Source organism: Pseudomonas sp. B26(2017) (assembly GCF_002113045.1).
GTDB lineage: Bacteria > Pseudomonadota > Gammaproteobacteria > Pseudomonadales > Pseudomonadaceae > Aquipseudomonas.
The window spans coordinates 91,180-117,369 of sequence record NZ_NEJJ01000023.1 but is presented as its reverse complement, the minus strand read 5'-3'; the positions used below and the strand labels follow the sequence as shown (position 1 = coordinate 117,369).

Genomic DNA, 26,190 nt, shown 5'->3' with positions numbered 1-26,190 from the left:
CACCCTGCGTTACACCTATGACGCCTGCGGCCAACTGACCCGCCTGCGCCTGCCGGACAACAGCAAGCTCGATTACCACTACGCCAAGGGCGGTGCGCTAACCGCGATCGACCTCAACGGCGCCTTGCTGACCCGCCACGTCTACCAGAACGGCCGCGAACAGCAGCGCCAGCAAGGCCTGCTGCTTAGTGAATATGCCTACGACGAACAGGGCCGCTTGCAGTCCCATGCCGTAGGCCATCAACGCAGTGCGCTGTACCGTCGCGACTTTGCCTACAGCGCCAACGGCAACCTCGAACACATTGCCGACACCCGCCACGGCCAGCGCAGCTACACCTATGACGCCCTCGACCGGCTGATTCGCGTGCGCCACACCCGCGACGATGTGCCGGAAAACTTCGCCCACGACCCGGCCGGCAACCTGCTGATGCAGGACCGCCCCGGCCCGACCCAGATCAAGGGCAACCGCCTGTTGATGCAGGGCGACCGCCATTACGACTACGACGCCTTCGGCAACCTGATCCGCGAACGCCGCGGCCGCGCGCAAACACTCGTCACCGAATACCGCTACGACAGCCAGCACCGCCTGATCGGACTCACCCGCCCCGACGGCACCAGCGCGACCTACCAATACGACGCCTTCGGCCGGCGCATCCGCAAGACCGTCGACGGCCAGACCACCGAGTTCTTCTGGCAAGGCGACCACCTGATCGCCGAAAGCAGCAAACAACAACACCGCAGCTTCATCTACGAACCGGGGACCTTCCGCCCGCTGGCGATGCTCGACGGCAAAGGCCCGAAACGCGCCTGCCCGTTCTACTACCAGCTCGACCACCTCGGCACGCCGCAGGAGTTGACCGATTACAGCGGCGAGATCGTCTGGTCAGCCAAATACAGCGCCTACGGCAAGGTCACCTCGCTAGAACTGGCGACCGAGGACTACCTGAACCAGCCGCTGCGCTTTCAGGGGCAGTACTTCGATGACGAAAGCGGACTGCATTACAACCGGCACCGGTATTACGACCCGGAGGTGGGCCGGTACCTGACGCCGGATCCGGTGAAGCTGGCGGGTGGACTGAACCAGTACCGGTACGTGCCGAATCCGACGGGGTGGGTGGATCCGTTGGGGTTGACGTCCAATTGTCCGTCGCCGAACAGGCCGGGATGTCCGGTGCCGGATGGGGTAGGTGGTTCAAAGGTAAATAAAGGTGAACCACAACCCCCTACCATTTTTTTCGAGGTAGACCCGAAAACCTTGATACGAACGCATGCAATAGTAGGAAAAGGTTCAACTAAACGAGTAGAAAAGTTAGGACAAAACATGCGAACTGCCGGGTATGACAATAAGTTCCCCATCGACGTGGCAGAACACAACGGCAACCTCTATATTTTAGATGGCCACCATCGTGCAGCGGCTGCGCGGCAAACCTCAACAGACGTAATAATAAAACTAGTAACTGATATAAAAAAACATAAAGGAACTCTAAACACTATCGAAGAAGTCTTAGAATCAGCAGCGAACACTGGCCATGACAGATTGGAGCATCACAGAAGAAGATGACAGAACGAGACAGCACCCTTGAAGATCTAATAACTGACTTTTTATACAAAGTAGATATCGGCACGAAATTGCTGGAGGAAAATTTTGGCACTCGAAATATTCTGAGGTTGTGGCGCTCCAATCAGATAAAACGATGCGGAAAAATAACAGATACAGTGGAATACGAACTGCACGGTGTCGGATGCGCTATCCACTTCCCTACAGAGTCTGTGGACTTCGACTACGGATCAAACAATAGAATCGACGGCTTTGATATTTGGCGCCTCTACATTTACGCCAGTGACAGACCTTTGAAATACAAAAAATACTGCGACAAAAACGAACTAGAAAAAGAATTCAACGAGTATTTGGCGTTACATAAAATAGAAAAAATGTCTGCTTCGGATAACCTGTACATCCTCAAAAAACCAGAATGATTAGGTCCAGGTGTGAATTGCCGATACTCACACCCCGGATCTGCCCAACAATTACTCATCATCATCAAAATCCTCATACTCAAGCTCGTCCTCACCCTCCATAAGCGGAACCGTCGCATCATCCATCAACGACCCCGGATCTTCATTCCCCGGATCATTGATAAACGGCAATCCGCTCGGGCCTTTTTCTTCCTTGCCTTCGGTTTCAGGAGTCATGGCGTACCTCGTCAATTGCATTCGTATACGACGTTCGAAAAGTATGGTCGCCATTCGTTCCTGCGCATGACGCGCAGGCGTAAAAAAACCCGGCTTAAAACCGGGTTTCTGTAGAACCCATCACTCAACGATGACGGTTCTTGTGTTTGTACTTGTGCTTGTGGCCACCACCGGAATGCGACTTGCCGCCATCGTCCCCCAGGTTGTTACCGACCGCACCACCCGCCGCGCCGCCCAGCCCTGCGCCGATGGTCGAACCGGTCGAGCCACCGAGGCTGTTGCCGACCACTGAACCGCCTGCGGCGCCGAGGCCGCCGCCAATGGCGGCTTCCGTACGATTGCGTTTGTTCGCTCCAACGGCACTGCCGGCCGCACCGCCAACGCCAGCACCTACCGCCGCGCCGGTACTGCCACCGAGCTGGCCGCCGACCACATTGCCCAACGCGCCACCCAATCCGCCACCCACGGCGGCAGTGCCATCGCCGGCGGCCATGGCACCTTGGGCCACGAACAATCCCAAAACCAATGCGGATAATGTCAATCGCATACAGACCTCACAGGTCCCGAGTCGGGACGGTACGCCCGCGGAGGGGGCTATGTGGTATTGGAGGCGCATACGGCAAAAACGTTCAGCAACGAAAAGGCCCGGCATGAAGCCGGGCCTTTTCAGTCACGCGTTGGCAATCAGTGACGCTTATGGCCCTTGGACAGATTGCTGCCCACCGCGCCACCGGCTGCGCCGCCCAGGCCAGCACCGATGGTGGCGCCGTTCTTGCCGCCCAGGCTGTTACCGATCACCGAACCGCCTGCCGCACCGACACCGCCGCCAATGGCCGCTTTGGTACGTGCCCCTTTCTTAGCAGCCAATGCGCTGCCGGCCGCACCCGCCACACCAGCACCAATCGCTGCACCGGTGCTGCCGCCCATTTTCTGACCAACCACGTTACCCAGAGCGCCGCCCAGACCGCCACCCAATGCGGCGGTACCGTCGCCAGCCATCGCACCTTGAGCAACCAGAAGCCCCAGAACCAGAGCAGGCAGAGTTAAACGCATCACGAAAAACCTCAACAGAAGGAATAAAAAAAGTCGCAGATTGAATGCTCTTGCCGCGTCAATGTCCAGCGTCGCAACGCACTTGGCGCCGATTGGACAGCGAATACAGAAAAGGTTTTATGACGAGCAAAAAAAAGCCCGCTGGGGAGACGGGCTGGAGACTTGCTTTCTAACGGATGGCTTCACCCTACTAACGCAGGTGTGAAAAGTTTGTGAAAAAAACCGGACAAAATCCTCAATCGATGTAAGACGCTTCCTGACCAAGGCAGAGCATAAAAAACCCCGTTCAATGACGAGGCTTTGCAGGATAAGGATCACTTTCTGGAGCGAGTGGTGACCTTCGGCAGGAACTTCGCCTTCGGCCCCTTGGGTGCCGTGGACTTAATCTTGCCGGTCTGCACCGGGTCCTCGCCAAACCCGGCCTGATACTCCGTCTGGCCGCAGCGCACGCAATTGTTGAATGGAAATTCAGCCCCGTCGTCTTCGATGTACGGATCAGTCATCTCATCACCCCTTTTCAAATGCGGGCCGACACCGGCAAACCCTTTTGCCTGAAAAAATATCGACCTCCAAGGCTTTTTAGACTAGCCGGTCATTCCTGGACTTGTGATTCAGATCATCTGGGGGCCGACGAATGGCCTACGGAAATTAAACACAATGACGAATCATTGGTCCCGCGCCGCTAAAAACGCTGCTGACCTACGACTTGAAAGGCACCGCGCTGCTCAAACCACAGGGCTGATTGTCAGTAAAGGGCCCATTCCATTGAATGGCTCACATGCCTCAGCGCAACTTGACCGCCGTGCCGGTCGCAAACACCACTACCATGCCACCCTTCCCTGCCGGCATACTGATCTCGAAATCCACCCCGACCACTGCATCCGCCTGCAAGGCCCGCGCACGCTCCTTGATCTCATCAGTCGCCTGAACACGCGCCTCCTTCAACGCCCGCTCCAGCGTCTGCGAACGCCCACCGAAAAAGTCCCGCATGCCCGCGAACATATCGCGAATCACATTCACGCCCTGCACCGACTCGGCACTGACGATGTCCAGATACGCCGTAATCTGCCGGCCATCGATGGAGTGGGTGGTAGAAATGATCATGGAGGTCGTCCTTTTACATGCCGGAAATAGCCGCGATTGTAATGCCCTGGCAAAAGGAAGCCGAATCCGTCTCTGTGACCAAAAAATGCCGGCGCCAGAATGCACAAAACCCCTGGTTTCCATAGAAACCAGGGGTTTTGTTTACATCGAATTTGGCGGTGAAGGAGAGATTCGAACTCTCGATACAGTTTCCTGTATACACACTTTCCAGGCGTGCTCCTTAAGCCACTCGGACACTTCACCGTATCTCTTCAAACATGTTCTGTCTGTCGAGGCGCGCTAATGTAGTCGAAAGCTTTTCTGATGGCAAACTTTTTTTCAGAATTTTCATGCGGTTAAGAGAAAAAGTCGTTACCCCCCTCAAGCAACCATGACGATCCGGCCAATCTCCGGTGAGCGCAGCCCTTCTATATGGGCGCGAATGCGTCAGCCACGCGTCGTGTCAGTCGGCAAACAGTGACTGGCGGGTCAGTCACAGTGCTTTACCTGACCGGCGACGGTGGGTAACGTCTGCCCATCTTTCTTATAAGGAATTACGCCATGAGCGACCTGATTGCCTACCACCTCGAAGACGGTATCGCGACCCTGACCCTGAGCAACGGCAAGGTCAACGCCATTTCCCCGGACGTGATCGCAGCCTTCAACGCGGCGCTGGATCAGGCAGTGGCGGATCGTGCCGTCGTGATCATCACCGGTCAGCCGGGCATTCTCTCTGGCGGCTATGACCTTAAAGTGATGACTGCCGGCCCTAAGGAAGCGGTGTCGCTGGTGACCGCCGGTTCCACCCTGGCCCGCCGCCTGTTGTCGCACCCGTTCCCGGTGATCGTTGCGTGCCCGGGACATGCCGTGGCCAAAGGTGCGTTCATTCTGTTGTCCGCCGATTATCGGATCGGTGTCGACGGTCCGTTCAGCATTGGTCTGAATGAAGTGCAGATCGGCATGACCATGCACCACGCCGGCATCGAGCTGGCCCGTGATCGCCTGCGTCGCTCGGCTTTCCACCGTTCGGTGATCAACGGCGAGATGTTTGATCCGCAAAGCGCAGTGGATGCCGGTTTCCTCGACAAAGTGGTTTCTGCCGAGGAACTGCAAGGTGCCGCCCTCGCCGCCGCGCGTCAGCTGAAGAAGATCAACATGACTGCGCACAAGAACACCAAGTTGAAGGTGCGCAAGGCGCTGCTGGAAACTCTGGACAACGCGATCATCCAGGATCAGGAGCATCTGGGCTGATACCCGGCTCGCCCCGATTCAGAAAAGCCCGACCGTCGTGTCGGGCTTTTTCTTGCACGCTCTGTTGAAAACTCGGCAGCAGCTCTAGGACGCCTCTGACCAACAAGTCGGAAACATGCGCTTAAACATCGCCCATCTCCGGACTCTTTAGCGGCAATTGCCGAAAACAGTGCACATCCGTACACTGCGCCACCTTTTGTCCCGATGGGCCTGAAAATGCTGTTTGTGTTTCGTATGTTATTGATGAGCCTGAACTTTATTCTTGCGGGAATACTCGGAGTGATACTCGGGCTGTGCCGGCCATTCAATCCGGACAACAGTCGCCTGTGTGCCCGCCTCTATGCATTGCCGGCCATGTGCATTTTGCGTCTGCGGGTGAAGGCCGATGTGGGCCCATTGATGAACAAACCCGACAGCTGCGTGATCATTGCCAACCACCAGTCCAACTACGACCTGTTCGTGTTCGGTAACGTGGTGCCGCGTCGTACGGTGTGCATCGGCAAAAAAAGCCTGAAGTGGGTGCCGCTGTTCGGGCAGCTGTTCTGGCTGGCGGGCAATGTGTTGATCGATCGCGGGAACGCGCACAAGGCGCGCCGGTCGATGCTGACCACCACTGACACCTTGCAGCACAAGGACACCTCGATCTGGGTCTTCCCGGAAGGCACTCGCAACCTGGGTGAGGAAATGCTGCCGTTCAAGAAAGGCGCATTCCAGATGGCCATCGCCGCCGGAGTGCCGATCGTTCCGGTGTGTGTCAGCAGCTACATCAAGCACATGCGCCTGAACCGCTGGCACAGCGGGAAAATTCTCATACGCTCGCTGCCGGCCATTCCTACCGCCGGACTGACCATGGACGACATGCCCATGCTCATCAGCCAGTGCCGCGAGCAGATGCGCGAGTGCATCGATGCAATGGATCGGCAACTGCAAGCCGCATAAAAAAGAAGCCCGCCCCGTGCGGGTTTTCTTTTGCCCGGTGAACTGTGCAGATTTCACTGACTCTCAAGCAGCGACATGGCTAAGCTGAAGTCATGTCTCCCCTGCCATCTGTCAAGAAGAAGTGAATCACCACCATGGGTCGAGTTGTTGCTGCTGCGGTTTACAGCGCCGGTAAGAAAGTCACCAATATTTCCCTCGACGAAGGCGCGGCCTGGGCCGCCAAGACCGGCCACTTCGTCTGGATCGGCCTCGAAGAGCCGAACGCTCAGGAACTGTCCAACCTGCAACGCCAGTTCAACCTGCACGAACTGGCCATTGAAGACGCCCTGGAAAAGCACAGCCGGCCGAAGCTGGAAACCTTTGGCGACGCGCTGTTCATCGTCACCTACTCGCCGGTGCGCGAACACGGAATTCTGCAGTTCATCGAAACCCACATCTTCGCCGGCAAGGGCTACATCATCACCGCCCGCAACGGTCATTCGGCGTCCTACGCCCACGTCCGCCAACGCTGTGAGGCGCGGCCACTGTTGCTGGAACACGGGGAAGATTTCGTACTGTATGCGCTGCTGGATTTCGTCATCGAAAACTATCAGCCGGTGGGTGAAGCGATCCACGCCGAGATCGATGAACTGGAGCGCAACGTGTTGTGCAGCGCACTGAATGAGCACGACATCCAGAAGCTTCACGGCCTGCGTCGCGATGTCCTGCGTTTGCGTCGATACGCCGCGCCGATGGTGGAAATCGGCGAGGAACTGCAGAAGCTGAGCTTCCCCTTCATCGACAAGAACATGCGCCCGTACTTTCGCGACGTACAGATCCACGTGAACCGGCAAATGGAAGATCTGACCACCCTGGCCGACATCGCCAGCCAGACCATCGAAATCGGCGTGCTGCTGGAAGCCTCACGCCAGAGCGTCGTGCAGCGTAAATTCGCTGCGTGGGCGGCGATTCTGGCGTTCCCGACAGCGGTGGCCGGGATTTACGGGATGAACTTCCAGAACATGCCGGAGCTGAGCTGGCATTACGGCTATTTCGGCGTGCTGGGATTTATCACGGTCGGCTGCGTGAGCCTGTGGGCAAGCTTCAAGAAATCCGGCTGGCTATAAGAAAAAACGCCCCCGTTGCAAGGCACGAGGGCGTCAGGGCTCAAGCAGCGGTCGGTTTGTGCGCCACGAAGCGCATCATCCATTCCGCCACGGTGGTGCCGTGGTGCTGATGTTCCAGACTGGCCACGCCCTTGCTGTAGACCTGCTCGCCCAGCGCTTCCTGACGCAGATCCAGCAGCGCTCGCGAATAGTCGTGAATGAATTCCGGATGTCCCTGGAAGCACAGCACCTGATCGTTGATGTGGTACGCCGCGTACGGGCAGAAATCGCTGGAAGCAATCACCGTTGCGTTCTCCGGCAGCGCCGTCACCTGATCCTGGTGGCTGATCAAAAGCGTCAGCTCTTCGCGCACCGGGCTCATCCACGGTGCCTTGGCCGCCAGTTTGTAATTGTGAATGCCGACGCCCCAACCTTGCGTAGCACGCTCGCTCTTGCCGCCCAGCAGCAGTGCCAGCAACTGATGGCCGAAGCACACGCCCAGCAGTTTGTCGCCGCGTTCATAACGGGTCAGGAGGTATTGCTTGAGTGTCTGGATCCACGGATCGGTACCAAACGAGTCGGCCTTGCTGCCGGTCACCAGGTAAGCATCGAAGGTCAGGTCATCACTCGGATAATCGCCCTGCATCACGTTGTAGACCGTGAACTCGGCGGCGATCGGTTGTTGCGAGAACAGGCGCTGGAACATCTGCCCGTAACCCTGATATTGATCGACCAGTTCCGGACGCAGGATGTCGGTTTCCAGAATGCAGATGCGTAGCGACATAAAAAATACCTGACACGTGATGGGAATAATGCACACCCCAGAGCCTGCCTTGAAACCACCCGGCAAGGCAAGCCCCGAAATGCGTTCCCAAACCGTTAGAACAACGCGCCTTTCGCAGCCTTCTCCAGCAGCAGCGCTGGCGGTGCGAAACGCTCACCGTACTGTTCCGCCAGGTACTGCGCCCGCGCGACAAAGTCCTTCACCCCGTATTGGTTGATGAACTGCAGCGCACCGCCCGTCCATGCCGCGAAGCCGATACCGAAAATCGAGCCGACGTTCGCATCCGCCGTCGACGTCAGCACGCCCTCCTCCACGCAACGTACGGTTTCAATCGCCTGCACGAACAGCAGTCGATCACGCACGTCCTTCGGCGAAATCTGCCCGTCGGCTTTCTCGAAGCGGGTTTTCAGTTCGGGCCACAGATGCTTCTGCCCACCCGACGGGTACTCATAAAAACCGCCTCCCGCGGCCTTGCCCGGCCGCTTGTATTCGTTGAGCAGCAAGTCAATCACGGCAAACGCCGGGTGCTCAATCAGCGGTTTCCCTTCTGCTTGAAGGTCTTTGGCCGTTTGTTGACGGATATGGCTCATCAGGCTGAGGGAAACTTCGTCAGAGATCGCCAGCGGCCCGACAGGCATGCCGGCCTTGCGCGCTTCGGTCTCGATCATCGGCGCACTGACGCCCTCACCCAGCATCGCAATGCCTTCATTGATAAAGGTGCCGAATACTCTCGAAGTGAAGAAGCCGCGACTGTCGTTGACCACAATCGGGGTTTTCTTGATTTGCAGTACGAAATCGAACCCGCGTGCGAGGGTTTCGTCGCTGGTTTGCGCGCCTTTGATGATTTCCACCAACGGCATTTTTTCCACCGGACTGAAGAAGTGCAGGCCGATGAACTTGCCTTGATCCGGTACTGCAGTCGCCAAACCAGTGATTGGCAAGGTAGAGGTGTTGGAAGCAATCACCGCGTCGGCGCCGACCACTTGCTGCGCCGCTGCCGAGACCTTGGCCTTGAGTTGACGATCCTCGAACACCGCCTCGATGATCAGATCGCAGCCTGCCAGATCGGAATCGCTTTCAGTGGTCTGGATACGCGCCAGAATCGCCTCACGCTGTTGCGCAGTCATCTGCCCGCGAGCAACTTTCTTGTCCAGCAACGCCGCCGAATGCGCCTTGCCCTTTTCCGCAGCCGCGAGGTTGACGTCCTTGAGCACGACGTCGATCCCGGCCGATGCACTGACATAGGCAATTCCCGCGCCCATCATGCCCGCGCCGAGGACGCCCACACGCTTCGTCACATAAGGCGCAAAACCCTGCGGCCGAGAACCGCCGGCATTGATTTCATTGAGCTGGAACCAGAAGGTGCCGATCAGGTTTTTCGAGATCTGGCCGGTGGTCAGTTCAGTGAAATAACGGGTTTCGATCAGGTGCGCCGTGTCGAAATCCACCTGCGCGCCTTCCACCGCCGCGCACAGAATCTTCTCCGGCGCCGGCAACGTGCCCTGGGTTTTGGTGCGCAGGATCGACGGCGCAATCGCCAGCATCTGCGCGACTTTCGGGTTCGACGGCGTACCGCCGGGGATCTGATAGCCCTTCACATCCCAACGCTGTACGGCCGCAGGATTGGCCAGAATCCAGGCCCGGGCCTTGGCCAGCAACTCATCGCGATCCGCCGCCAGCTCATCGATCAAACCCGCCTGCAATGCCTGTTGCGGACGAACCTTCTTGCCTTCGAGCAGATATGGCAGAGCCTTTTCAATACCGAGCATGCGCACCATGCGCACCACGCCACCGCCGCCCGGCAACAGCCCGAGGGTCACTTCCGGCAAACCGAGCTGTACCGACGCATCGTCCAGGGCCACGCGGTGGTGGCAGGCCAGGCAGATTTCCCAGCCGCCGCCGAGCGCCGCGCCGTTGATCGCCGCGACCACCGGTTTGCCGAGGGTTTCCAGGGTGCGCAACTGCCCCTTGAGGGTCAGCACCATGTCGTAGAAAGCCTTGGCTTCGGGCTTGCCAACCTTGATCAGTTCATTCAGGTCGCCACCGGCGAAGAAGGTTTTCTTGGCCGACGTGATGATCACCCCGGCGATGTCATCTTTTTCCGCCTGCAATCGGGCGACGCTTTCGGCCATGGCCTCGCGGTACACCGCGTTCATGGTGTTGGCGCTCTGGCCCGGCATGTCGATGGTCAGGAGGACGATGCCGTCCTGGCCTTTTTCGTAACGAATGGCTTGGGTCATGACAGGATTCCTTGGGGTCAGAGGCGTTCGATGATGGTGGCGATACCCATGCCGCCGCCGACGCACAGCGTCGCGAGGCCGTAGCGCAGGCGTCGGGCTTCCAGTTCATCGAGCAAGGTGCCGAGGATCGCGCAACCGGTGGCCCCCAACGGGTGGCCCATGGCGATCGAGCCGCCATTGACGTTGACCTTGTCCGGGTCGACAGCCATGTCCTTGATGAATTTCAGCACCACCGAGGCAAACGCCTCGTTGACCTCGAACAGGTCGATGTCTTCCACCCGCAGCCCGGCCTTGGCCAGCGCCTTGCGAGTGGCCGGCGCCGGGCCGGTGAGCATGATGGTCGGGTCAGTGCTGGTGACCGCCGTGGCGACGATCCGCGCCCGGGGTTGCAGGCCCAGCGCCCGCCCCTTGGCCTCGGAGCCGATCAACATCAGTGCCGCGCCGTCGACGATCCCCGAGCTGTTGCCCGGCGTGTGCACATGGTTGATGCGCTCGACATGGCTGTAGACCCGCAATGCCGTGGCGTCGAAACCCATCTGGCCGATCATCTCGAAGCTCGGCTTGAGCTTGCCCAGACCTTCAAGGGTCGACTCTGCACGAATGAACTCATCGTGATCGAGCAGGATGATGCCGTTCTGGTCCTGCACCGGCACCAATGACTTATTGAACGAACCGTCGGCCCGGGCGCGAGCGGCTTTGTGCTGCGAGTGCAGCGCGTAGGCATCGACGTCCTGACGGCTGAAACCTTCAAGCGTGGCGATCAGATCCGCGCCGACGCCTTGCGGTGTGAAATGGCTGTGCAAATTGGTTTGCGGATCCAGCGCCCAAGCGCCGCCGTCGCTACCCATCGGCACGCGGGACATGGATTCCACACCGCCGACCACCACCAGGTCTTCGAACCCGGAGCGCACTTTCATCGCCCCCAGGTTTACCGCCTCCAGCCCTGACGCGCAGAAGCGGTTGATCTGCACGCCCGCGACGCTGACGTCCCAATCGGCCACCTGCACGGCAGTCTTGGCGATGTCCGAGCCCTGATCGCCAATCGGCGTGACACAACCGAGCACGACGTCATCGACCTGGCTGGTGTCCAGTTCGGTACGAACCTGCAAAGCGCTCAAGAGCCCGGCCACCAGGTTCACCGGTTTGACGCTGTGCAGCGAACCGTCGGCCTTGCCCTTGCCACGGGGCGTGCGTAACGCGTCGAAAATCAAAGCTTGGGTCATGACGTCCTCGAACCTGTGCGGTGAGTGAAATTCGTGCTGTCACTGTTGTCTTCGCAGGTCATGGATTCAATGACCACAGCGCTCAATGACGTTGACGCGCACGCTCAGACGGACGGTCATCCGTGCCTTGGTTAACCGGTTCAGGTGCGCGAGCTGTCTAGCAAAAGGGCGACAAAGAAGCTGGCAATGGGCCTCATGCCTTTTTAATCGCAATCAGTATGAAATACATACGAAATGGATCTAAGCGAAGCGTGACGCGGGCCCTAAGGTGAAGATGTACGTCATTGTCGTCGGGTTTTGCCGAGACAGGCGTTCGCTACAGGAAGTGCAGCGCTTGCCGTCATGGATATGCAGGCAAGCATCAGGAAATAACAAAAAAGGCGGTCAAGCCATGTTCAAACAACCGAAAGTTCGTCAAGCAGGGCTCATTCTTTTCGCCACGACGCTGTTGTTGATTCTGCCGAACCTGACCAAGGTCATCGGCTGATTCAAGCGGCAGGTATTGTTCATCGCCACTGAAAATGTGCCTGGCCCGCTACCCGGGCCAGCGTGGCTGTGCCAACCTTTGCGCATTTCCACGACACGGATGGCGATCACTTGAAAAAGCTCATTATGTTTGGGGCCATGCTGCTGAGCATGCCCCTGTCTGCCGCGCAGCTGAACCTGGAGCTGGGCGCGAACAGCCGCACCTGGCAGACAGAGGAATTACTCAAGCATCCTCAGGTGCAAACCCTCACGATCAAGAATGATGTGTCTTACAAAAAGGACATGACTTATCGCGCCGTGCCGGTTGCCGCGCTGCTGACCGGCATCAAACCCGAGGATCACCTGCAAGCCGTGGCGCTGGACGGTTTTGCCGCAGAGCTGTCTGCCGCGCCGCTCCTGAACAACAAGGGTTCACGCGCATGGCTGGCCATCGAGGATCCGGCGCAGCCCTGGCCGCCGCTGTCGGAAGGCAAGCACAGCGCCGGGCCGTTCTATCTGGTGTGGACCGATCCGCAGGCCGGCAATATCAGCCCGGAACAATGGCCGTTTGAAGTGGCGAGCATCAAGCGCATGGCCCCAGTGGCCGAACGCTTCCCTGCCCTGCTGCCGGACCCTGCCTTGAAGGCCGATGACGCGGTGAATCAGGGTTTTGCGCTGTTCCAGAAGAATTGTCTGGCCTGCCATCGCCTGAATGGCGCGGGGGATGCGCAATTCGGGCCGGACCTGAATATTCCGTACAACCCGACCGAATACTTCGGCGCGGATTTCCTCAAGCGCTATATCCGCGATCCACAGAGTCTGCGTCAGTGGCCGCAAGCGAAGATGCCGGGATTTTCCGCCGAGGTGTTGCCGGATGCGGATCTGCAGAAACTGATCGGGTATTTGCAGCACATGGCCGGGCGCAAGATTGCGCCCGCCAAGTAAACCGACCACATCGTTTACTGCTGCTGCACCGAGATGATTGGCGCTGGTGTCGGCGACACCAGCACTTTCGCGTGCATCTGCTCTGAGCCGCCGCCCCGGCGCATGCCGCGCACCGGGCAGGCATCGAGGTAATCCAGGCCCACCGCCAGTTTCAAATGCCGCTCCGGCCGCGCCAATTCATTGGTCACGTCAAAGCTGTACCAGGCGTCATCGATCCAGGCCTCGGCCCAGGCATGGCTGGCCAGATGCTCGCAATCCTCGCTGTACAGATAACCCGACACATAACGTGACGGCACCCCGAGGCTGCGTGCGCAGGCCAGAAACGCGTGAGCATGATCCTGGCAAACACCCGCGCGGCCGGCAAACGCCTGCGCGGCGCTGGTGTCGACTTCGGTGGCGCCCGGCTTGTAGGTCATGTGCTGGTTAAGCCCGTGCATCAGGTCGATCAGAGCGTTGCGGTCACGCCGTTGTTTGCAGGATTTCTCGGCAAACGCCCGCAATGCCTCGTCAGCTTCGGTGAGCCGGGTGAAACGCAGGAACGGCAGCGCCGACTGGCTCTCGTGCTCCGCCTCGCGCAACTCGTCGATATCGACCTGCCCCCGGGCGCCGATGATGATCGCCTCGTGGGGCTCGTCCATGGTCAACACATGCAGGATGTTGCCGAACGGATCGAGCTGGGCGCGCACCGGGCGCGGCAGGTCGAGCTGCCAGCTCAGCACATGCTGACGCTCGCTGTCGTGGGGCGTCAGGCGCAGATACTGGATGCTCGCGCGCACCTGATCTTCGTAGTGATAGGTGGTCTCGTGGCTGATGGAAAGTCTCATGCGGCCTCCAGGTAAGAACTGTGAATGGCGTTGCCCAGCTGGCGCACCAGCGGGATGAATTCGGTGAGCCAGGCGTGCAGCCCTTCCTCGAGAATTTCCTGAATGCCGGTGTAGCGCAGACGCGCGTCCATTTCCGCCGCCAGCCGTTGCGCGGGACGACCGTTGGCCCCCGGCAACTGCGCCAGGATCTGGTCGATTTCTTCAGTGCAGGCCCGCAAGGAACGCGGCACATCGGCACGCAACAGCAGCAACTCGGCCACATGCCGGGCGCCCGGCGCATCGCGATAGATCTCGGTGTAGGCCTCGAACGATGACAGCGCTCGCAACAGCGCACTCCACTGGTAATAGGCGTGAGCGGTGCCATCGCTGACCGCTTCGGCTTGATCACCCGCCATTTCATAGCGAGCATCGAGTAGTCGCAGCGTGTTGTCCGCGCGCTCGATGAACGTGCCCAGGCGAATGAAACGAAACGCATCGTTACGCATGATGGTGCCGTAGGACGCGCCCCGGAACAGATGCGAACGTTCCTTGATCCACTCGCAGAAGCGGCTCATGCCATAGCGACTGAGGCCCTGATTGGCGATCCCGCGGATCTCCAGCCAGGTGGCGTTGATGTTTTCCCACATGTCGGCAGTGATTCGCCCGCGCACCGCGTGGGCGCTGGCTCGCGCCGCACCGAGACAGCTGTAGATGCTCGCGGGGTTGGCCGCATCGAGGGCGAAAAAGTGCAGCAAGCGTTCGGCATGCAACTCGCCGTGGCGTTCCAGATAATCGTCCAGCGTGCCGGTGATCAACAGCGGCATCGCCAGTTCGTGCAGACCGTCGCCACGGCCGTCCTGCGGCATCAGCGACAGCGAATAGCTGACATCGAGCATCCGTGCGAGGTTTTCCGCCCGCTCCAGGTAACGCGACATCCAGTACAGATCCGAGGCAGTTCTACTTAACATGGCAGGCTTCCTTCAATCCTCGACCACCCAGGTGTCCTTGGTTCCGCCGCCCTGGGATGAATTCACCACCAGAGAGCCTTCACGCAGGGCGACACGGGTCAAACCGCCGGGCACGACCCGGGTTTCGCGGCCGGATAATACGAACGGGCGCAGGTCGATATGGCGCGGCGCAATGCCGTTTTCGACAAAGGTCGGACAGGTTGACAGCGACAGCGTCGGTTGCGCGATGTAGGCGTGAGGCTTGGCCTTGATCCGCTCGCGGAATGCATCGATTTCCGCTGTCGTCGCTGCGGGCCCCACGAGCATGCCGTAACCGCCGGAGCCCTGAGTCTCCTTGACCACCAGATCAGGAAGATTGGCCAGCACGTGGGAAAGCTCGGACGGATTACGGCATTGCCAGGTCGGCACGTTCTTCAGGATCGGTTCTTCGTCGAGGTAGAAACGGATCATCTCGGTGACAAACGGATACACCGATTTGTCGTCCGCCACGCCGGTGCCGATCGCGTTGGCCAGCACCACGTTGCCCGAGCGATAGGACGACAGCAGCCCCGGCACGCCGAGCATCGAATCCGGGCGGAAGGCCAGCGGATCCAGAAACGCGTCGTCGAGCCGACGGTAGATCACGTCCACCGCTTTCGGGCCGTCGGTGGTGCGCATGAAAACCTTGTCGTCGCGCACGAACAGGTCCGCGCCCTCCACCAGTTCCACGCCCATTTCCCGAGCGAGGAACGCGTGCTCGAAAAACGCGCTGTTGAAACGACCTGGTGTCAGCACCACGACGCTCGGGTCGTCGATCGGGCTTGAACTTTTCAGGGTGTCGAGCAACAGGTTCGGATAATGGTCGATCGGGGCGATGCGCTGGGCGGCGAACAGTTCGGGGAACAGGCGCATCATCATCTTGCGGTCTTCGAGCATGTAGCTCACGCCGCTCGGCGTGCGCAGGTTGTCCTCGAGCACGTAATACGTACCGTCGCCGTCACGCACCAGATCGACGCCGGAAATGTGCGAATAGATATCGCGGTGCAGATCCAGCCCCTGCATCGCCAACTGGTATTGCTCGTTGGCCAGCACCTGCTCGGCTGGAATGATCCCGGCCTTGATGATGCGCTGCTCGTGGTAAAGGTCGGCGAGGAACATGTTCAGCGCCTTGACCCGCTGGATGCAGCCGCGCTCGACAATCCGCCACTCGCTGGCGGGGATGCTGCGCGGAATGGTGTCGAAGGGAATCAGGCGTTCTGTCCCTTGCTCGTCCCCGTAGAGCGTGAACGTGATCCCGGCACGATGGAACAGCAGATCGGCCTCGCGTCGCCGCTGGGCCAGCAATTCGTCAGGCGTCTCGGCCAGCCAGCGGGCAAACTCCCGGTAATGCGGGCGGATCTGGCCGCCGGCATCGTACATTTCATCAAAATAGGTGCGGATCATGCCGTACTCCTTGTCACTCCGGACATACAGGCCATCGCAAGGCCCGTGCCATCGGCATAAACGCTTTGATATCAATCGGTTGGATATTCACGTCGCACGCACCGCACCATTCCTGTGCGGCAAATGCCCCAACCTGATCGCCCCCGCTTCATTGCGACGCAGTCCCGTCGCCTATCACCAGCATAGTCAGAGTTGATTTCACTGCCCGCCGGCGGCTGAGGATAATCCGCGCATCCGCTGCAAAAACGTCCCTGACGAAGCCCGCAGCCCCCACTGATCCGGCTTGCCTCGGCAGCCCTCCCGGCCGTAACCCTGACCGGTTTCCTCTCCTTCCGGTCTTCCCTTTCAGCCACCTCTTCAGGTGGCTTTTTTTTGCGCCGGTTTCTTGTTTCAGGGTTTTGCCGTGCAATGTTCAAGGTGCAGAAACGACAACGGCCGACCCGAAGGTCAGCCGTAGCTCGACGTGTTGCGAGAGTAATCAGTTCAAACGGTGCCGGCTGCGGATCTCCTGTTTCACGCCCCAGCCTTCGATGATGCCGCCCAAAGGCTCGACCACCGCCGAAAAGCCCTGCTCGAAATCGCCAATATCGTCGTAGGTTGCGTACATCACTTTGCTCAATTCCAGCGACCAGGCGCCGTCGTCGCGCGCACTGACCTGGGCATTGATGGATTCACCGCGAAACTTGCCTGCCGCCCTGCGCGCCCGCTCCTCGTCCGGGAAAATGGCGTAGAACTCGATGGGATGGAATCGGGAAAAATCGAAACCGCCTTCTTTCATGCGGCGCAGCACGCTGCTGCTGATGTCTTCTTGATAGGCTGTGCTCATGAAACGTCCCCCTCGCATAGATGGATAGACTTTCCGTATTCCCTGCACCTGGCCGAACAGCCTAGGCATTACGGCAACCGCGTTGCCGCCGGGAAACAAGCATGTAGCTGACAAGACCAGACCTTAGCGATCCGTTCGCTGATCTCGCTTGCAGAGTAGCCCCAAGAGAGAGCCGCTGCCAAGGCCTGGCAAGTAATGTAAAAGAAGATTCAGATTGGGGTGATGCTGCGGATTTCGATGCTGTGCTGGGTTTTCAGGCTTTTTACGCCGGCATCGGCGGTGCGCCCTTCCAGGTCGTTCAGGTCAAGCTCGGCGGCGACCGGCAGCAATCGTTCCTTGATGAGGCGGGCTGCCCGTTCATGGCTGGGGCATTCCTCGCACTCGAAGACTTCGTCGATCGTTTCACCATGATCGTCCACGAAAGTGACTTTCCACTTTGACATCGGAGCCTCCTCGATCAAACCCGCAAGTGGGCTTACATCTATCTCGACTTTTGTCAGGATTGATCGTTCCCGGGGATTGCAGCCTTGAACATTAAAAAAAAGCCGAGGCCGGTGTGTTTTCGCACACCGGCCTCGGCTTTTTCTTACCCGCGAAGGATCAGTCGTTGCTTGGCTTGTTCACCGCTTGCAGCACGTATTGCGGCAAGGCGAAGGCGCCAATGTGAATTTCCGGGTTGTAGTAGCGGGTGACGATGCCGCTGCCGATGAAGCGCTGTTGCAGGATTTCGCGGCTCAGCTTGCGGTAGGCCGGGTTGGTCGAACCCCAGGCGAACGTCATCGAACCGCCGATGTAGGTCGGCACGGCCGCCTGATAGAAGTGCCAGTCCGGGAACAGGCTGCGCAGGCGGCCGGCGGTGGTTTTCACTTCTTCGATCTGCATGAACGGCGTGCCGTTCTGGGTCACGAGGATGCCGCCCTCGTTCAGGCAGCGGTGGCAGGCCTGGTAGAAGTTTTCCGAGAACAGCACTTCGCCCGGGCCGATCGGGTCGGTCGAGTCGGAAATGATCACGTCGAATTTTTCGGTGGTGGTGGCGACGAAGCGCATGCCGTCGTCGATCACCAGATTCAGGCGCGGATCGTCGTAGGCGCCCCTGGAGTGGTTCGGCAGGAACTCCTTGCACATGTCGACCACGGTGCCGTCGATCTCGACCATGGTGATGTGCTCGACGCTCGCGTGTTTGGTCACTTCGCGCAGCATTCCGCCGTCGCCGCCGCCGATGATCAGCACGCGTTTGGCGGTGCCGTGAGCAAGGATCGGCACGTGGGTGAGCATTTCGTGATAGATGAATTCATCGGCTTCGGTGGTCTGGATCACGCCGTCCAGCGCCATCACCCGGCCCATGCGCGGGTTCTGGAAGATCACCAGGTGCTGATGTTCGGTGCGCACTTCGTGCAGCAGTTTTTCCATGCGAAAACGCTGGCCGTAGCCTTCGTACAGGGTTTCCAGGTATTCGCTGGTCTTGGTGACGGTCATGGTGAAGTGCTCCGATGAATGCGCGGGCGCCAATCGTCAGGTTCGATTGCCCGGGAAAGGCGCGCATTCTACGTTGCCGAAGATGACAGGTCGAACCTTCCGCTGACAGACGACATTTTGAAGCCGCAGAAAGGCAAATGTGGGAGCGAGCTTGCTCGCGAAGAGGCCATCCGACTCAACACATTTGCTGAATGAAAAATCGCCTTCGCGAGCAAGCTCGCTCCCACAGGAAAGAACCTGTTCAGTTGTGAAACTAGATCCGCACATTGCCCCGCGGCCCGGCAATCGCCCAAATGATCAGGCCCAGTACCGGCAGAAGGATGATCAGCAGCACCCAAAGGATTTTCATCCCGGTCTCGGCGCCGCTTTTCAGCACATTGATGATCGCCCAGATGTCGAGCGCAAGAATGATCAGGCCGATCAGGCCGTTGAACGTGGAACCCATAGTGTCGCTCCAGAATAGTGGCATGCACTTTTAGGATAGACGGCCGCGCACAGGGTTCCCTTTTATTGCGTTCAAACGTGAACGGCGACCTTCAGGGCTTCCAGCGACGGCGCGGCAGCAATGCCGACTTCGGCGCACAGTTCCATTACCCGTGGCACGTCGTTGCCGTAGACCAGCACCACTTGCAGCTCGTCGTCGAGCAACTGGCTGAAGTTCATCAGCGTGTAACCGCCGTTTTCCTTGTTCAGGCTGCTCATCTGCACCTGGATGCGGTTGAGCGCGGTCAGCGCTTCGGTCTTGGCCAGTTGCTTGGGCTTGAGGTTGAACTCGACGCCTGGCCCGAACGAGGCAATGATCTGCGCGAACAGGTCAACGTAGGTGTCGGCCTGGAACAGCACGGTCTCCGGCAAACTGCCGACCACGACCCACTCGCCCAGCGGAATCGGGAAAGTGTCGTCGTAGTTGATGTCCGGGTTGGCGGTCAGAAAGGCGTCGGCATCGGCGTAGGCCTGTGCCGCTTCGTCAGCGACCTTCAGGATCTCGTCTTCGCCCATGCAGCCGGAGCTGATTTTGCTGATGAGTTCGGCGAGTGCGGCTTTCATGGGGGCGGATCCTGTGGCGAAGGGAATTTTGAGGGCGCGAAGGATAGCGCATTCTCGCCTTCGCCACAGAGCGGGTTCCGGCCAGCGGCTTCAGCCCAGCAGTTTTTCCAGCTGCGCGGTGGTGTCCACAGCGCCCATGGTGCGGGCAGCGTCCAGCGCGGTGATGCCGTTGGCATCCTTGGCTTTCGGGTCGGCGCCCTGGTCGATCAAGTAGTCGACGATTTCAACGCGGTTGAACATCGCCGCCATCATCAGCGCCGTGCGTCCGTCAAAGGAAGCGCCTTCGATCTGCGCCCCACCGGCGACCAATGCCTTGACCACCGCCAGATCACCCTTGAACGCCGCGCCGGCAATCGGGCTCTGGCCGTTGCCGTTGCGTTGTTCCGGGTCGGCCTTGTGCTTGAGCAGCACTTGCACCGCGTCCAAGTGACCGTAGTAGCTGGCGAGCATCAGCAGGGTGTCGCCCTTGCTGTTGGTCAGGTTCACCGGTAGGCCCGCAGTGATCAGGCGATCCAGCATCACCGCATCGCCCTCGCGCGCCTTGTTGAATACCTGTTCGGTGAATTCGGCAGCTTCTTCGGGGGTCATCTGGCGGCTTTGGTCGGACATTGGGCAACTCCACTTTCGGTCAATCGGAAAGCCGATAGTTTCCCGAGCGCGGCGATAGCTGTCATCCCCTTTTTTCCAAGACCACCGATAGCCAATATCAATAGCGGTACTTGCCTGCCCGGATATCCGCGAGAATTTCATCCGTCAACTGCACGTAGGTTTCGGTCCCCGGCAGCCAGGCATAGATCGGGTCATCCCCCGTCAGGCCGGGATCGAAGCCTTCGTTTTTCAAGCGCGTCTTCTGGTATTTGAAGGTGCCGGTGGTTTCCATTTTCACCTTGACCCGCAAGAACAGCGGCACCGCGTAGGCCGGCATCCGTTGGCGGGCGAAGGCCAGCAATTCGGCGAAATCCAGGGTTGCCAGCGACTCGGCCGGGGTGATCGCCGCCATCCCGGCGCGGCCATTGGTGTTGGGGATTTCCACGCCATAGGCCACGGCTTCGGAAATGTGCGGGTGCTGGAGCAGCAGATTTTCAACCTCGGTGGTCGAGACGTTCTCGCCCTTCCAGCGGTAGGTATCGCCGAGACGGTCGACAAACTGCGCATGACCGAAACCGATGTTGCGCAGCAGATCGCCAGTGTTAAAAAAGCGATCGCCCTTGGTGAATACGTCCTGCAGTACGACCTTGGCGGTTTTCTGCGGATCGGTGTAACCGTCCAGCGGCGCCTTGTCGTCGATTCGCGCCAGCAGCAGGCCCCGCTCGCCCCGGCCGACCTTGCGCATGAACCCGTCAGCGCCACGAATCGGCTCGCCGCTTTCCTGATCGTAGGCGACCAGCTCCCAGGCCATCAGCGAGAAACCGATGGTGTTGTCGAAGTTGAGGATGTTGGTGAAGCCGATATTGCCGTCGCTGGCGGCGTACAGCTCGCAAATGTGTTGCACCCCGAAACGGGTCTTGAACTCGGCCCACGCGCCGGGCCGCAGACCATTGCCGATCATCTTGCGCACGTCGTGACGGCTGTCGTCGGCGCTGAGCGGCTGATCCACCAGATACCGGCACAACTCGCCGACGTAACCGATGGTGGTGGCGCGGTAGCGGCGCACATCGCTCCAGAATTGCCGGGCGCTGAACTTGCGGCGAATGGCAAAGCCGGACGCGCCGTTGACCGCCGAGCCCCAGCACACGCAAAGCCCGGTGGCGTGGTACAGCGGCAGGGTGCAGTAGACGATGTCGTCCGGGCGCATGTCGAGGGCGATCATGCCGAAGCTCGCCGAACTGCGCATCCAGCGCCCGTGCTTGAACACGCCGGCTTTCGGCAAACCGGTGGTGCCGGAGGTGTAGATATAGAAACAGGGGTCGTCGAAAAAAATCTGCCGGCTGCTGGCCGGGTTGTCGCCCGAGGCGTCGGCACTGGCGCTGATCAGGTTGATATAGCCCTCGGGCGCGATGCCTGGATGGCTGAAGGTATCCTGATCGGCGACGAACCAGACACGCGTTGCCGGGATCGACACTTGCTCGCGTACCGCCGCAAATGCCGGCAGCAGTTCCTCACCGACGACGATCGCCGCCGGCATCACCAGGTTGATGCTGTGAATCAGCGTATCGCGGGTCTGCGAGGTATTGAGTAGCGCGCTGACGGCGCCGACCTTGGCCAGCGCCAGAATCGTCACCAGCAGTTCCGGGCGGTTCTCGATGAACACCGCCACCACATCGCCCTTGCCTATGCCCTGCCCGATCAGATAGTGGGCGATGCGGTTGGCCCACTGGTTGACCTGTGAATAACTCAGCACCACCTCGCCCGAGAGCAGCGCAGGGCCATCAGGGTTGCGCAGGGTCGCTTGCTCGAATGTCCAGCCCAGGCCACAGGTTTGGGTCGGATCCTTGACGTTGGCCACCTTCATGCCTTTCACCACCCGGGGGATGGCTCTGGCAATCGTCGGCAGTTTGCGGAGCATCATGCCCCAGGTAATCGTGTCGCTCGGCGCGTGGCGCATGGCAGCTCCCGTTCGACCTTGACGTGCAGGCCGGATTTTTATTGTCGGGCAATCGGGTGAGGCAACCGGCGCTTCTCGAGCGAGGGTCGAGGCCGAAAATACGTCAGGGATTCGCGGGCTGTACACGCGGTTTTTGCAATGTTTTGTATCCGCCAGCGCTACAAGACGAAGCGCGATTGCGGCAGCCCGGAATGGTTCCATCAGATCGACAACGATCCCGCAAAATGCAGGATGCACGATGGCCATTCATGCAGATTGCACGACAGGAGAAATCAATGAATTTTATATGTTATTGATTTATAAGGATTTTTAAAAACGAAAATACTGGCACAATCGCTGCAACTCCCTACGCATGCTTGCCATTCAAGTGCATACGGAGCGAAAGACATGAACCTGATCCAAGAAAAATTTACTTCCCTGTTCTCCAACTTCGCCGTCACCACTGCGCCACGTCCTGATGGCGGGATTTTGCTGACCCTGAAGAGTGCCGACGGCAAAGTGTTCAAACGCGTGCTCTCCTATCAGCAATTGCACGCCGCCGACCAATTGTCGTGGGCGATCAGCGCGATCCGCCGTGATCTCGCGGAACAAGCCAGCGAGCTGCCGCAAATCGGCATGCTGCAAAGTCAGCAGCGTTTTGCCCTGCCGACCTATCACTCGATGTAATTCGAACACCGTAAAAAAAAACAGGCCGTGAAGCTTTCGCTTCACGGCCTGTTTTTTTTACGCGTCGATTGTGTGAACTCAGAAGGCTTCCGGTTCGATCCCGGTAAAGCTGTCGACGGTCACATGCCCTTCCAGCTCCCCGCCCTCACGGGCCAGCCCGCAAGTTTGCAAACCGGCGGCCCTGGCGGCGTCGAGTTCCTGGACGATGTCGGACAGAAACAGAATTTCTTTCGGCTCCACTCCGATGGCCTGCTGGATATTGCTGTATGACTGCGCTTCGCGCTTCGGGCCCGACGTGGTGTCGAAGTAGCCGCTGAACAGCGGCGTCAGATCCCCGGCTTGCGAGCAGCCGAAAATCAGCTTCTGCGCCTGGATCGAACCGGACGAATAAACAAACAGTTGATATCCGGCCTGATGCCAGCGCTGGAGCGCTTCGACGGCGTCCGGGTAAACATGCCCCTTCAACTGCCCGGCCTGATAACCCTGTTCCCAGACCATGCCCTGCAACGCTTTCAGCGGCGTGGCTTTGCGGTCTTCGGCGATCCACGCCAGCAGAATTTCCACGACCCGCTCAACGTCGGCGTGCGGTTCGTTGCTGTCGCGGCGCACCGCGTCCAGTTGCTCGGCGACGTCAGCGCGCTGGGCATTCTGGCGAACGAAGTCCGGCAGATGTTTCGCTGCGTACGGGAACAGCACGTCGAACACAAAACTCACCGCGCTGGTGGTGCCTTCGATGTCGGTGAGAATGACCTTGATCGACATCGGCTCAGTCCTCCAGACGCGGGAAGCGGCCGGCAATGTCTTCGCCGGTGAAGTTGGCAACCCAGCCTTCAGGGTTGTTGAACAGACGGATCGCCACGAAATGCGGGTTCTCGCCCATATCGAACCAATGCTTGGTACCGGCCGGCACCGAAATCAGGTCGTTCTTCTCGCACAGCACGGCGTAGACGTAATCGTCGATGTGCAGGGTAAACAGGCCACGACCGGCGACGAAAAAACGCACTTCGTCTTCGCCATGGCGATGTTCTTCGAGGAACTTGGCGCGCAATTCGGCTTTTTGCGGATGGTCGCTGTTGAGGCTGATCACATCCACCGTGATGTAGCCGCGCTCGGTCATCAGTTTGTCGATCTGCTCTTTATAGGCTCCGATCACCTCTTCCTGGCTGGCACCGGGCTGGATTTTCGCGGCGGCCTGCCAGCGGTCGAAGCGTACGCCCTGCTCGGCCAGGGTCGAGGCGATGTCTTCGAAATGGGTCAGCACCTTGTTCGGAATTTCGGGGCTGGAAACGTGATAGACGGACAGGCTGCTCATGGGGCACTCCTCGGTATCGGCCTTGCCGTCCGGTTCTTTCAGACCGGTCGGGCACTGCATTCATCAGGCAAATGGGCTGGTTCTGGTGAAGTCAGCCTTGGCGGTTCATGACGCTGCGGGTCTTCAACTCGCATTCAAACAGGAATTCAAAGGCCTCGATCTGGCGCAACGCGTCGCTCATCTGCGCGCCCCAGGTGTAGAGGCCGTGGCCACGAATCAGATAACCGACGCAATCGGAATGGGCGTCGAGCCAAGGCTGCACCTTGGCGGCAAGGCGCGCAATGTCCTGATCGTTGTCGAAGATCGGCACGCGCACCCGGGATTCGTGGGTGGAGATGCCGCTGAAGGCCTTTTGCAGTTCGTAGTCTTCGAACTCGATAAAGTCTTCCGGCGTCAGGCGCGACAGCACCGTGGCGTTCACCGAATGGGTGTGCAACACGGCGCCGATTTCCGGACGCCAGCTATAGAGCTGGGTGTGCAGCAGAGTTTCGGCGGACGGTTTTTTGCCCGGTTCCAGGCTGTTGCCGGACAGGTCGGTAGCGAGCACATCGTCCAGACCCAACTGGCCCTTGTGCTTGCCGGACACGGTCAGCAGCGCTTCGCTCGGTGACAGGCGCGTCGAGTAATTGCTGCTGGTGGCCGGCGACCAGCCGCGACCATAAAGAAAACGCCCGGCGTCGACAATTTGCTGGGCGAGCTGTTCACGGGTAAGGCTCATGGCCTGTCCTCTTGCATTCGAATGGCAATGATAACGGCAGCGGCGAGCGCTGCGAGACTGGCAATACTAAAGGTCAATGTCGCGCCGAGGGCATTCCAGCTGTAGCCGGAATACAACGCGCCGAGCGCTCCGCCCGTGCCGGCCAGCGCTGCGTACAACGCCTGGCCCTGCCCTTGCTGGCGCGCGCCGAAGCTACGTTGCACGAACGCGATGGCAGCCGCATGAAAGCTGCCGAACGTCGCCGCGTGCAGCACCTGGGCAAACAACAGGATCCACAGGAATTCGGCGAACGAACCTAGCAGCAACCAGCGCAGCGCCGCCAGCAGAAAACTTGCCATCAGCACCCGTCGCAGGGAAAAACGCGCAAGGATCCGGCTCATGGCCATGAACATCAGCACTTCCGCCACCACGCCGACCGCCCAGAGCATGCCGATCACGCCACGGCTGTAACCCAGTCGTTCGAGGTGCAAGGTCAGAAACGTGTAATACGGCCCGTGACTCATCTGCATCAGCGCCACGCAACCGTAGAACGCCAACACGCCGGGATTGCGCAACTGTTTGAGAAAGCCTTCGCCCGTCGGCCGGTTACCCTGAGGCGGCTGAGCGTTCGGCACCCACAAACTGCTGAGCACGATGCCGGCCATGATCAACACCAGCGCCGCCGGGTAAGTGTCGAGGCTGAGCCATTCGAACAGGCGCCCGAGGGCGACCACGGTGATGATGAAACCGATCGAGCCCCACAGGCGAATCTGACTGTAGCGGGCGGTCTGGCCCTGTAAATGCGCCAAGGTGATGACTTCGAACTGCGGCAGCACCGCGTGCCAGAAGAAAGCGTGCAAGGCCATGACCATCGCCAGCCAGGCGTAGGTCTTGCTGACGAAGATCAGTGAGAAGGTCAGCAGCGTACACACCGCGCCAAAGCGCACGATCGCCAGGCGTCTGCCGGTGTAATCGCCAAGCCAGCCCCAGATGTTCGGCGCCACGCAGCGCATCAGCATCGGGATCGCCACCAGCTCGCCGATGCGCGCGGCGCTGAATCCGAGGTGATCGAAGTACAGCGCCAGAAACGGCGCCGTCGAGCCAAGCAAGGCGAAATAGAACAGATAGAAACTGGACAGCCGCCAGTACGGGAGCGCCGCCACGGTC

The 26,190-nt window shown here is 59.5% G+C and carries 29 protein-coding genes and 1 tRNA gene; 7 read left to right on the top strand and 23 right to left on the bottom strand.

Annotated elements, in window-relative coordinates; all coding sequences use genetic code 11:
• Both CAF79_RS27510 and CAF79_RS27505 read left to right on the top strand, forming a co-directional pair.
• On the top strand, window positions 1–1,561 hold a 1,561-nt coding region (locus tag CAF79_RS27510), incomplete at its 5' end, for an RHS repeat-associated core domain-containing protein (protein ID WP_170929805.1).
• A complete protein-coding gene (locus CAF79_RS27505; protein ID WP_085701202.1) occupies window positions 1,558–1,977 on the top strand; it encodes a hypothetical protein in 420 nt (139 codons plus the stop codon). The genes CAF79_RS27510 and CAF79_RS27505, both read left to right, overlap by 4 nt.
• A gap of 51 nt (window positions 1,978–2,028) precedes the next feature.
• Here CAF79_RS27505 and CAF79_RS29265 read toward each other — a convergent pair whose 3' ends face one another.
• The 6 genes from CAF79_RS29265 to CAF79_RS27475 form a co-directional block, all read right to left on the bottom strand.
• Window positions 2,029–2,193, bottom strand: coding sequence for a hypothetical protein (locus CAF79_RS29265; RefSeq protein WP_170929804.1), 165 nt, complete (start codon window positions 2,191–2,193; stop codon window positions 2,029–2,031).
• A 124-nt stretch (window positions 2,194–2,317) separates the two neighbouring features.
• Entirely contained in the window at window positions 2,318–2,740 is a 423-nt protein-coding gene (locus CAF79_RS27495) for a glycine zipper domain-containing protein (RefSeq protein ID WP_085701200.1), read from the bottom strand.
• 137 nt (window positions 2,741–2,877) lie between these two features.
• Window positions 2,878–3,246 (bottom strand): bacteriocin, encoded by a 369-nt coding sequence (locus tag CAF79_RS27490; RefSeq protein ID WP_085701199.1) that lies wholly within the window; start codon window positions 3,244–3,246, stop codon window positions 2,878–2,880.
• A gap of 314 nt (window positions 3,247–3,560) precedes the next feature.
• Entirely contained in the window at window positions 3,561–3,749 is a 189-nt protein-coding gene (locus tag CAF79_RS27485; protein ID WP_085701198.1) for a hypothetical protein, read from the bottom strand.
• A 280-nt stretch (window positions 3,750–4,029) separates the two neighbouring features.
• Window positions 4,030–4,350, bottom strand: coding sequence for a YbjQ family protein (locus CAF79_RS27480; RefSeq protein WP_085701197.1), 321 nt, complete (start codon window positions 4,348–4,350; stop codon window positions 4,030–4,032).
• Between the two features lie 153 nt (window positions 4,351–4,503).
• Window positions 4,504–4,593: transfer RNA gene (locus CAF79_RS27475), tRNA-Ser, on the bottom strand.
• Between the two features lie 297 nt (window positions 4,594–4,890).
• Here CAF79_RS27475 and CAF79_RS27470 point away from each other — a divergent pair.
• The 3 genes from CAF79_RS27470 to CAF79_RS27460 all read left to right on the top strand — a co-directional run bounded on the left by CAF79_RS27470 (window position 4,891) and on the right by CAF79_RS27460 (window position 7,625).
• Complete coding sequence (locus tag CAF79_RS27470) at window positions 4,891–5,580, top strand: crotonase/enoyl-CoA hydratase family protein (protein ID WP_085701196.1); 690 nt, start codon at window positions 4,891–4,893, stop codon at window positions 5,578–5,580.
• 216 nt (window positions 5,581–5,796) lie between these two features.
• Window positions 5,797–6,519 (top strand): 1-acylglycerol-3-phosphate O-acyltransferase, encoded by a 723-nt coding sequence (locus CAF79_RS27465; protein ID WP_085701204.1) that lies wholly within the window; start codon window positions 5,797–5,799, stop codon window positions 6,517–6,519.
• Window positions 6,520–6,653: 134 nt separating this feature from the next.
• Entirely contained in the window at window positions 6,654–7,625 is a 972-nt protein-coding gene (locus CAF79_RS27460) for a magnesium and cobalt transport protein CorA (protein ID WP_011333223.1), read from the top strand.
• 40 nt (window positions 7,626–7,665) lie between these two features.
• Here the strand turns inward: CAF79_RS27460 and CAF79_RS27455 are convergent, their stop codons facing one another.
• The 3 genes from CAF79_RS27455 to CAF79_RS27445 form a co-directional block, all read right to left on the bottom strand.
• Window positions 7,666–8,388: an amidotransferase gene (locus CAF79_RS27455; RefSeq protein WP_085701195.1), complete on the bottom strand. Its 723-nt coding sequence runs from the start codon at window positions 8,386–8,388 to the stop codon at window positions 7,666–7,668.
• A 95-nt stretch (window positions 8,389–8,483) separates the two neighbouring features.
• Window positions 8,484–10,628 carry a 3-hydroxyacyl-CoA dehydrogenase NAD-binding domain-containing protein gene (locus tag CAF79_RS27450; RefSeq protein ID WP_085701194.1) on the bottom strand — a complete coding sequence of 715 codons (2,145 nt, stop codon included), beginning with the start codon at window positions 10,626–10,628 and terminating at the stop codon, window positions 8,484–8,486.
• A 17-nt stretch (window positions 10,629–10,645) separates the two neighbouring features.
• The gene (locus CAF79_RS27445; protein ID WP_085701193.1) at window positions 10,646–11,851 is read right to left on the bottom strand and encodes an acetyl-CoA C-acetyltransferase; all 1,206 of its coding nucleotides are present in this window, start codon (window positions 11,849–11,851) and stop codon (window positions 10,646–10,648) included.
• Between the two features lie 612 nt (window positions 11,852–12,463).
• Between CAF79_RS27445 and CAF79_RS27440 the strand changes: the two genes are divergently transcribed.
• Entirely contained in the window at window positions 12,464–13,261 is a 798-nt protein-coding gene (locus tag CAF79_RS27440) for a cytochrome c (protein ID WP_085701192.1), read from the top strand.
• Window positions 13,262–13,275: 14 nt separating this feature from the next.
• Here the strand turns inward: CAF79_RS27440 and CAF79_RS27435 are convergent, their stop codons facing one another.
• The 10 genes from CAF79_RS27435 to CAF79_RS27390 form a co-directional block, all read right to left on the bottom strand.
• Entirely contained in the window at window positions 13,276–14,085 is an 810-nt protein-coding gene (locus tag CAF79_RS27435) for a transglutaminase family protein (protein WP_085701191.1), read from the bottom strand.
• Window positions 14,082–15,032 (bottom strand): alpha-E domain-containing protein, encoded by a 951-nt coding sequence (locus tag CAF79_RS27430; RefSeq protein ID WP_007959974.1) that lies wholly within the window; start codon window positions 15,030–15,032, stop codon window positions 14,082–14,084. The genes CAF79_RS27435 and CAF79_RS27430 overlap by 4 nt, the downstream gene beginning before the upstream one ends.
• A gap of 12 nt (window positions 15,033–15,044) precedes the next feature.
• The gene (locus tag CAF79_RS27425; protein ID WP_039769936.1) at window positions 15,045–16,454 is read right to left on the bottom strand and encodes a circularly permuted type 2 ATP-grasp protein; all 1,410 of its coding nucleotides are present in this window, start codon (window positions 16,452–16,454) and stop codon (window positions 15,045–15,047) included.
• A gap of 478 nt (window positions 16,455–16,932) precedes the next feature.
• Window positions 16,933–17,280, bottom strand: a complete 348-nt coding sequence (locus CAF79_RS27420) for a ribonuclease E inhibitor RraB (RefSeq protein WP_085701190.1) — start codon at window positions 17,278–17,280, stop codon at window positions 16,933–16,935.
• A 209-nt stretch (window positions 17,281–17,489) separates the two neighbouring features.
• Entirely contained in the window at window positions 17,490–17,723 is a 234-nt protein-coding gene (locus CAF79_RS27415; RefSeq protein ID WP_085690506.1) for a hypothetical protein, read from the bottom strand.
• Window positions 17,724–17,880: 157 nt separating this feature from the next.
• Complete coding sequence (speE, locus tag CAF79_RS27410) at window positions 17,881–18,756, bottom strand: polyamine aminopropyltransferase (protein WP_085701189.1); 876 nt, start codon at window positions 18,754–18,756, stop codon at window positions 17,881–17,883.
• Between the two features lie 253 nt (window positions 18,757–19,009).
• Complete coding sequence (locus CAF79_RS27405; protein WP_003223221.1) at window positions 19,010–19,201, bottom strand: PLDc N-terminal domain-containing protein; 192 nt, start codon at window positions 19,199–19,201, stop codon at window positions 19,010–19,012.
• Window positions 19,202–19,272: 71 nt separating this feature from the next.
• On the bottom strand, window positions 19,273–19,803 hold the full coding sequence (locus CAF79_RS27400) for a hypothetical protein (RefSeq protein WP_085701188.1): 531 nt from the start codon (window positions 19,801–19,803) through the stop codon (window positions 19,273–19,275).
• 90 nt (window positions 19,804–19,893) lie between these two features.
• Entirely contained in the window at window positions 19,894–20,412 is a 519-nt protein-coding gene (locus CAF79_RS27395) for an ankyrin repeat domain-containing protein (RefSeq protein WP_085701187.1), read from the bottom strand.
• A gap of 97 nt (window positions 20,413–20,509) precedes the next feature.
• On the bottom strand, window positions 20,510–22,348 hold the full coding sequence (locus CAF79_RS27390; protein WP_085701186.1) for a long-chain-acyl-CoA synthetase: 1,839 nt from the start codon (window positions 22,346–22,348) through the stop codon (window positions 20,510–20,512).
• A 387-nt stretch (window positions 22,349–22,735) separates the two neighbouring features.
• Here CAF79_RS27390 and CAF79_RS27385 point away from each other — a divergent pair, with 387 nt between their 5' ends.
• Entirely contained in the window at window positions 22,736–23,014 is a 279-nt protein-coding gene (locus CAF79_RS27385) for a DUF3509 domain-containing protein (RefSeq protein ID WP_085701185.1), read from the top strand.
• A 78-nt stretch (window positions 23,015–23,092) separates the two neighbouring features.
• Here CAF79_RS27385 and mtnC read toward each other — a convergent pair whose 3' ends face one another.
• The 4 genes from mtnC to CAF79_RS27365 form a co-directional block, all read right to left on the bottom strand.
• Window positions 23,093–23,776, bottom strand: coding sequence for an acireductone synthase (gene mtnC / locus CAF79_RS27380; RefSeq protein ID WP_085701184.1), 684 nt, complete (start codon window positions 23,774–23,776; stop codon window positions 23,093–23,095).
• 4 nt (window positions 23,777–23,780) lie between these two features.
• Entirely contained in the window at window positions 23,781–24,326 is a 546-nt protein-coding gene (locus CAF79_RS27375) for an acireductone dioxygenase (protein WP_039770173.1), read from the bottom strand.
• A 91-nt stretch (window positions 24,327–24,417) separates the two neighbouring features.
• The gene (locus CAF79_RS27370; RefSeq protein WP_085701183.1) at window positions 24,418–25,044 is read right to left on the bottom strand and encodes a methylthioribulose 1-phosphate dehydratase; all 627 of its coding nucleotides are present in this window, start codon (window positions 25,042–25,044) and stop codon (window positions 24,418–24,420) included.
• Window positions 25,041–26,186 (bottom strand): MFS transporter, encoded by a 1,146-nt coding sequence (locus CAF79_RS27365; protein ID WP_085701182.1) that lies wholly within the window; start codon window positions 26,184–26,186, stop codon window positions 25,041–25,043. The genes CAF79_RS27370 and CAF79_RS27365 overlap by 4 nt, the downstream gene beginning before the upstream one ends.
• Window positions 26,187–26,190: the final 4 nt, after the last annotated feature.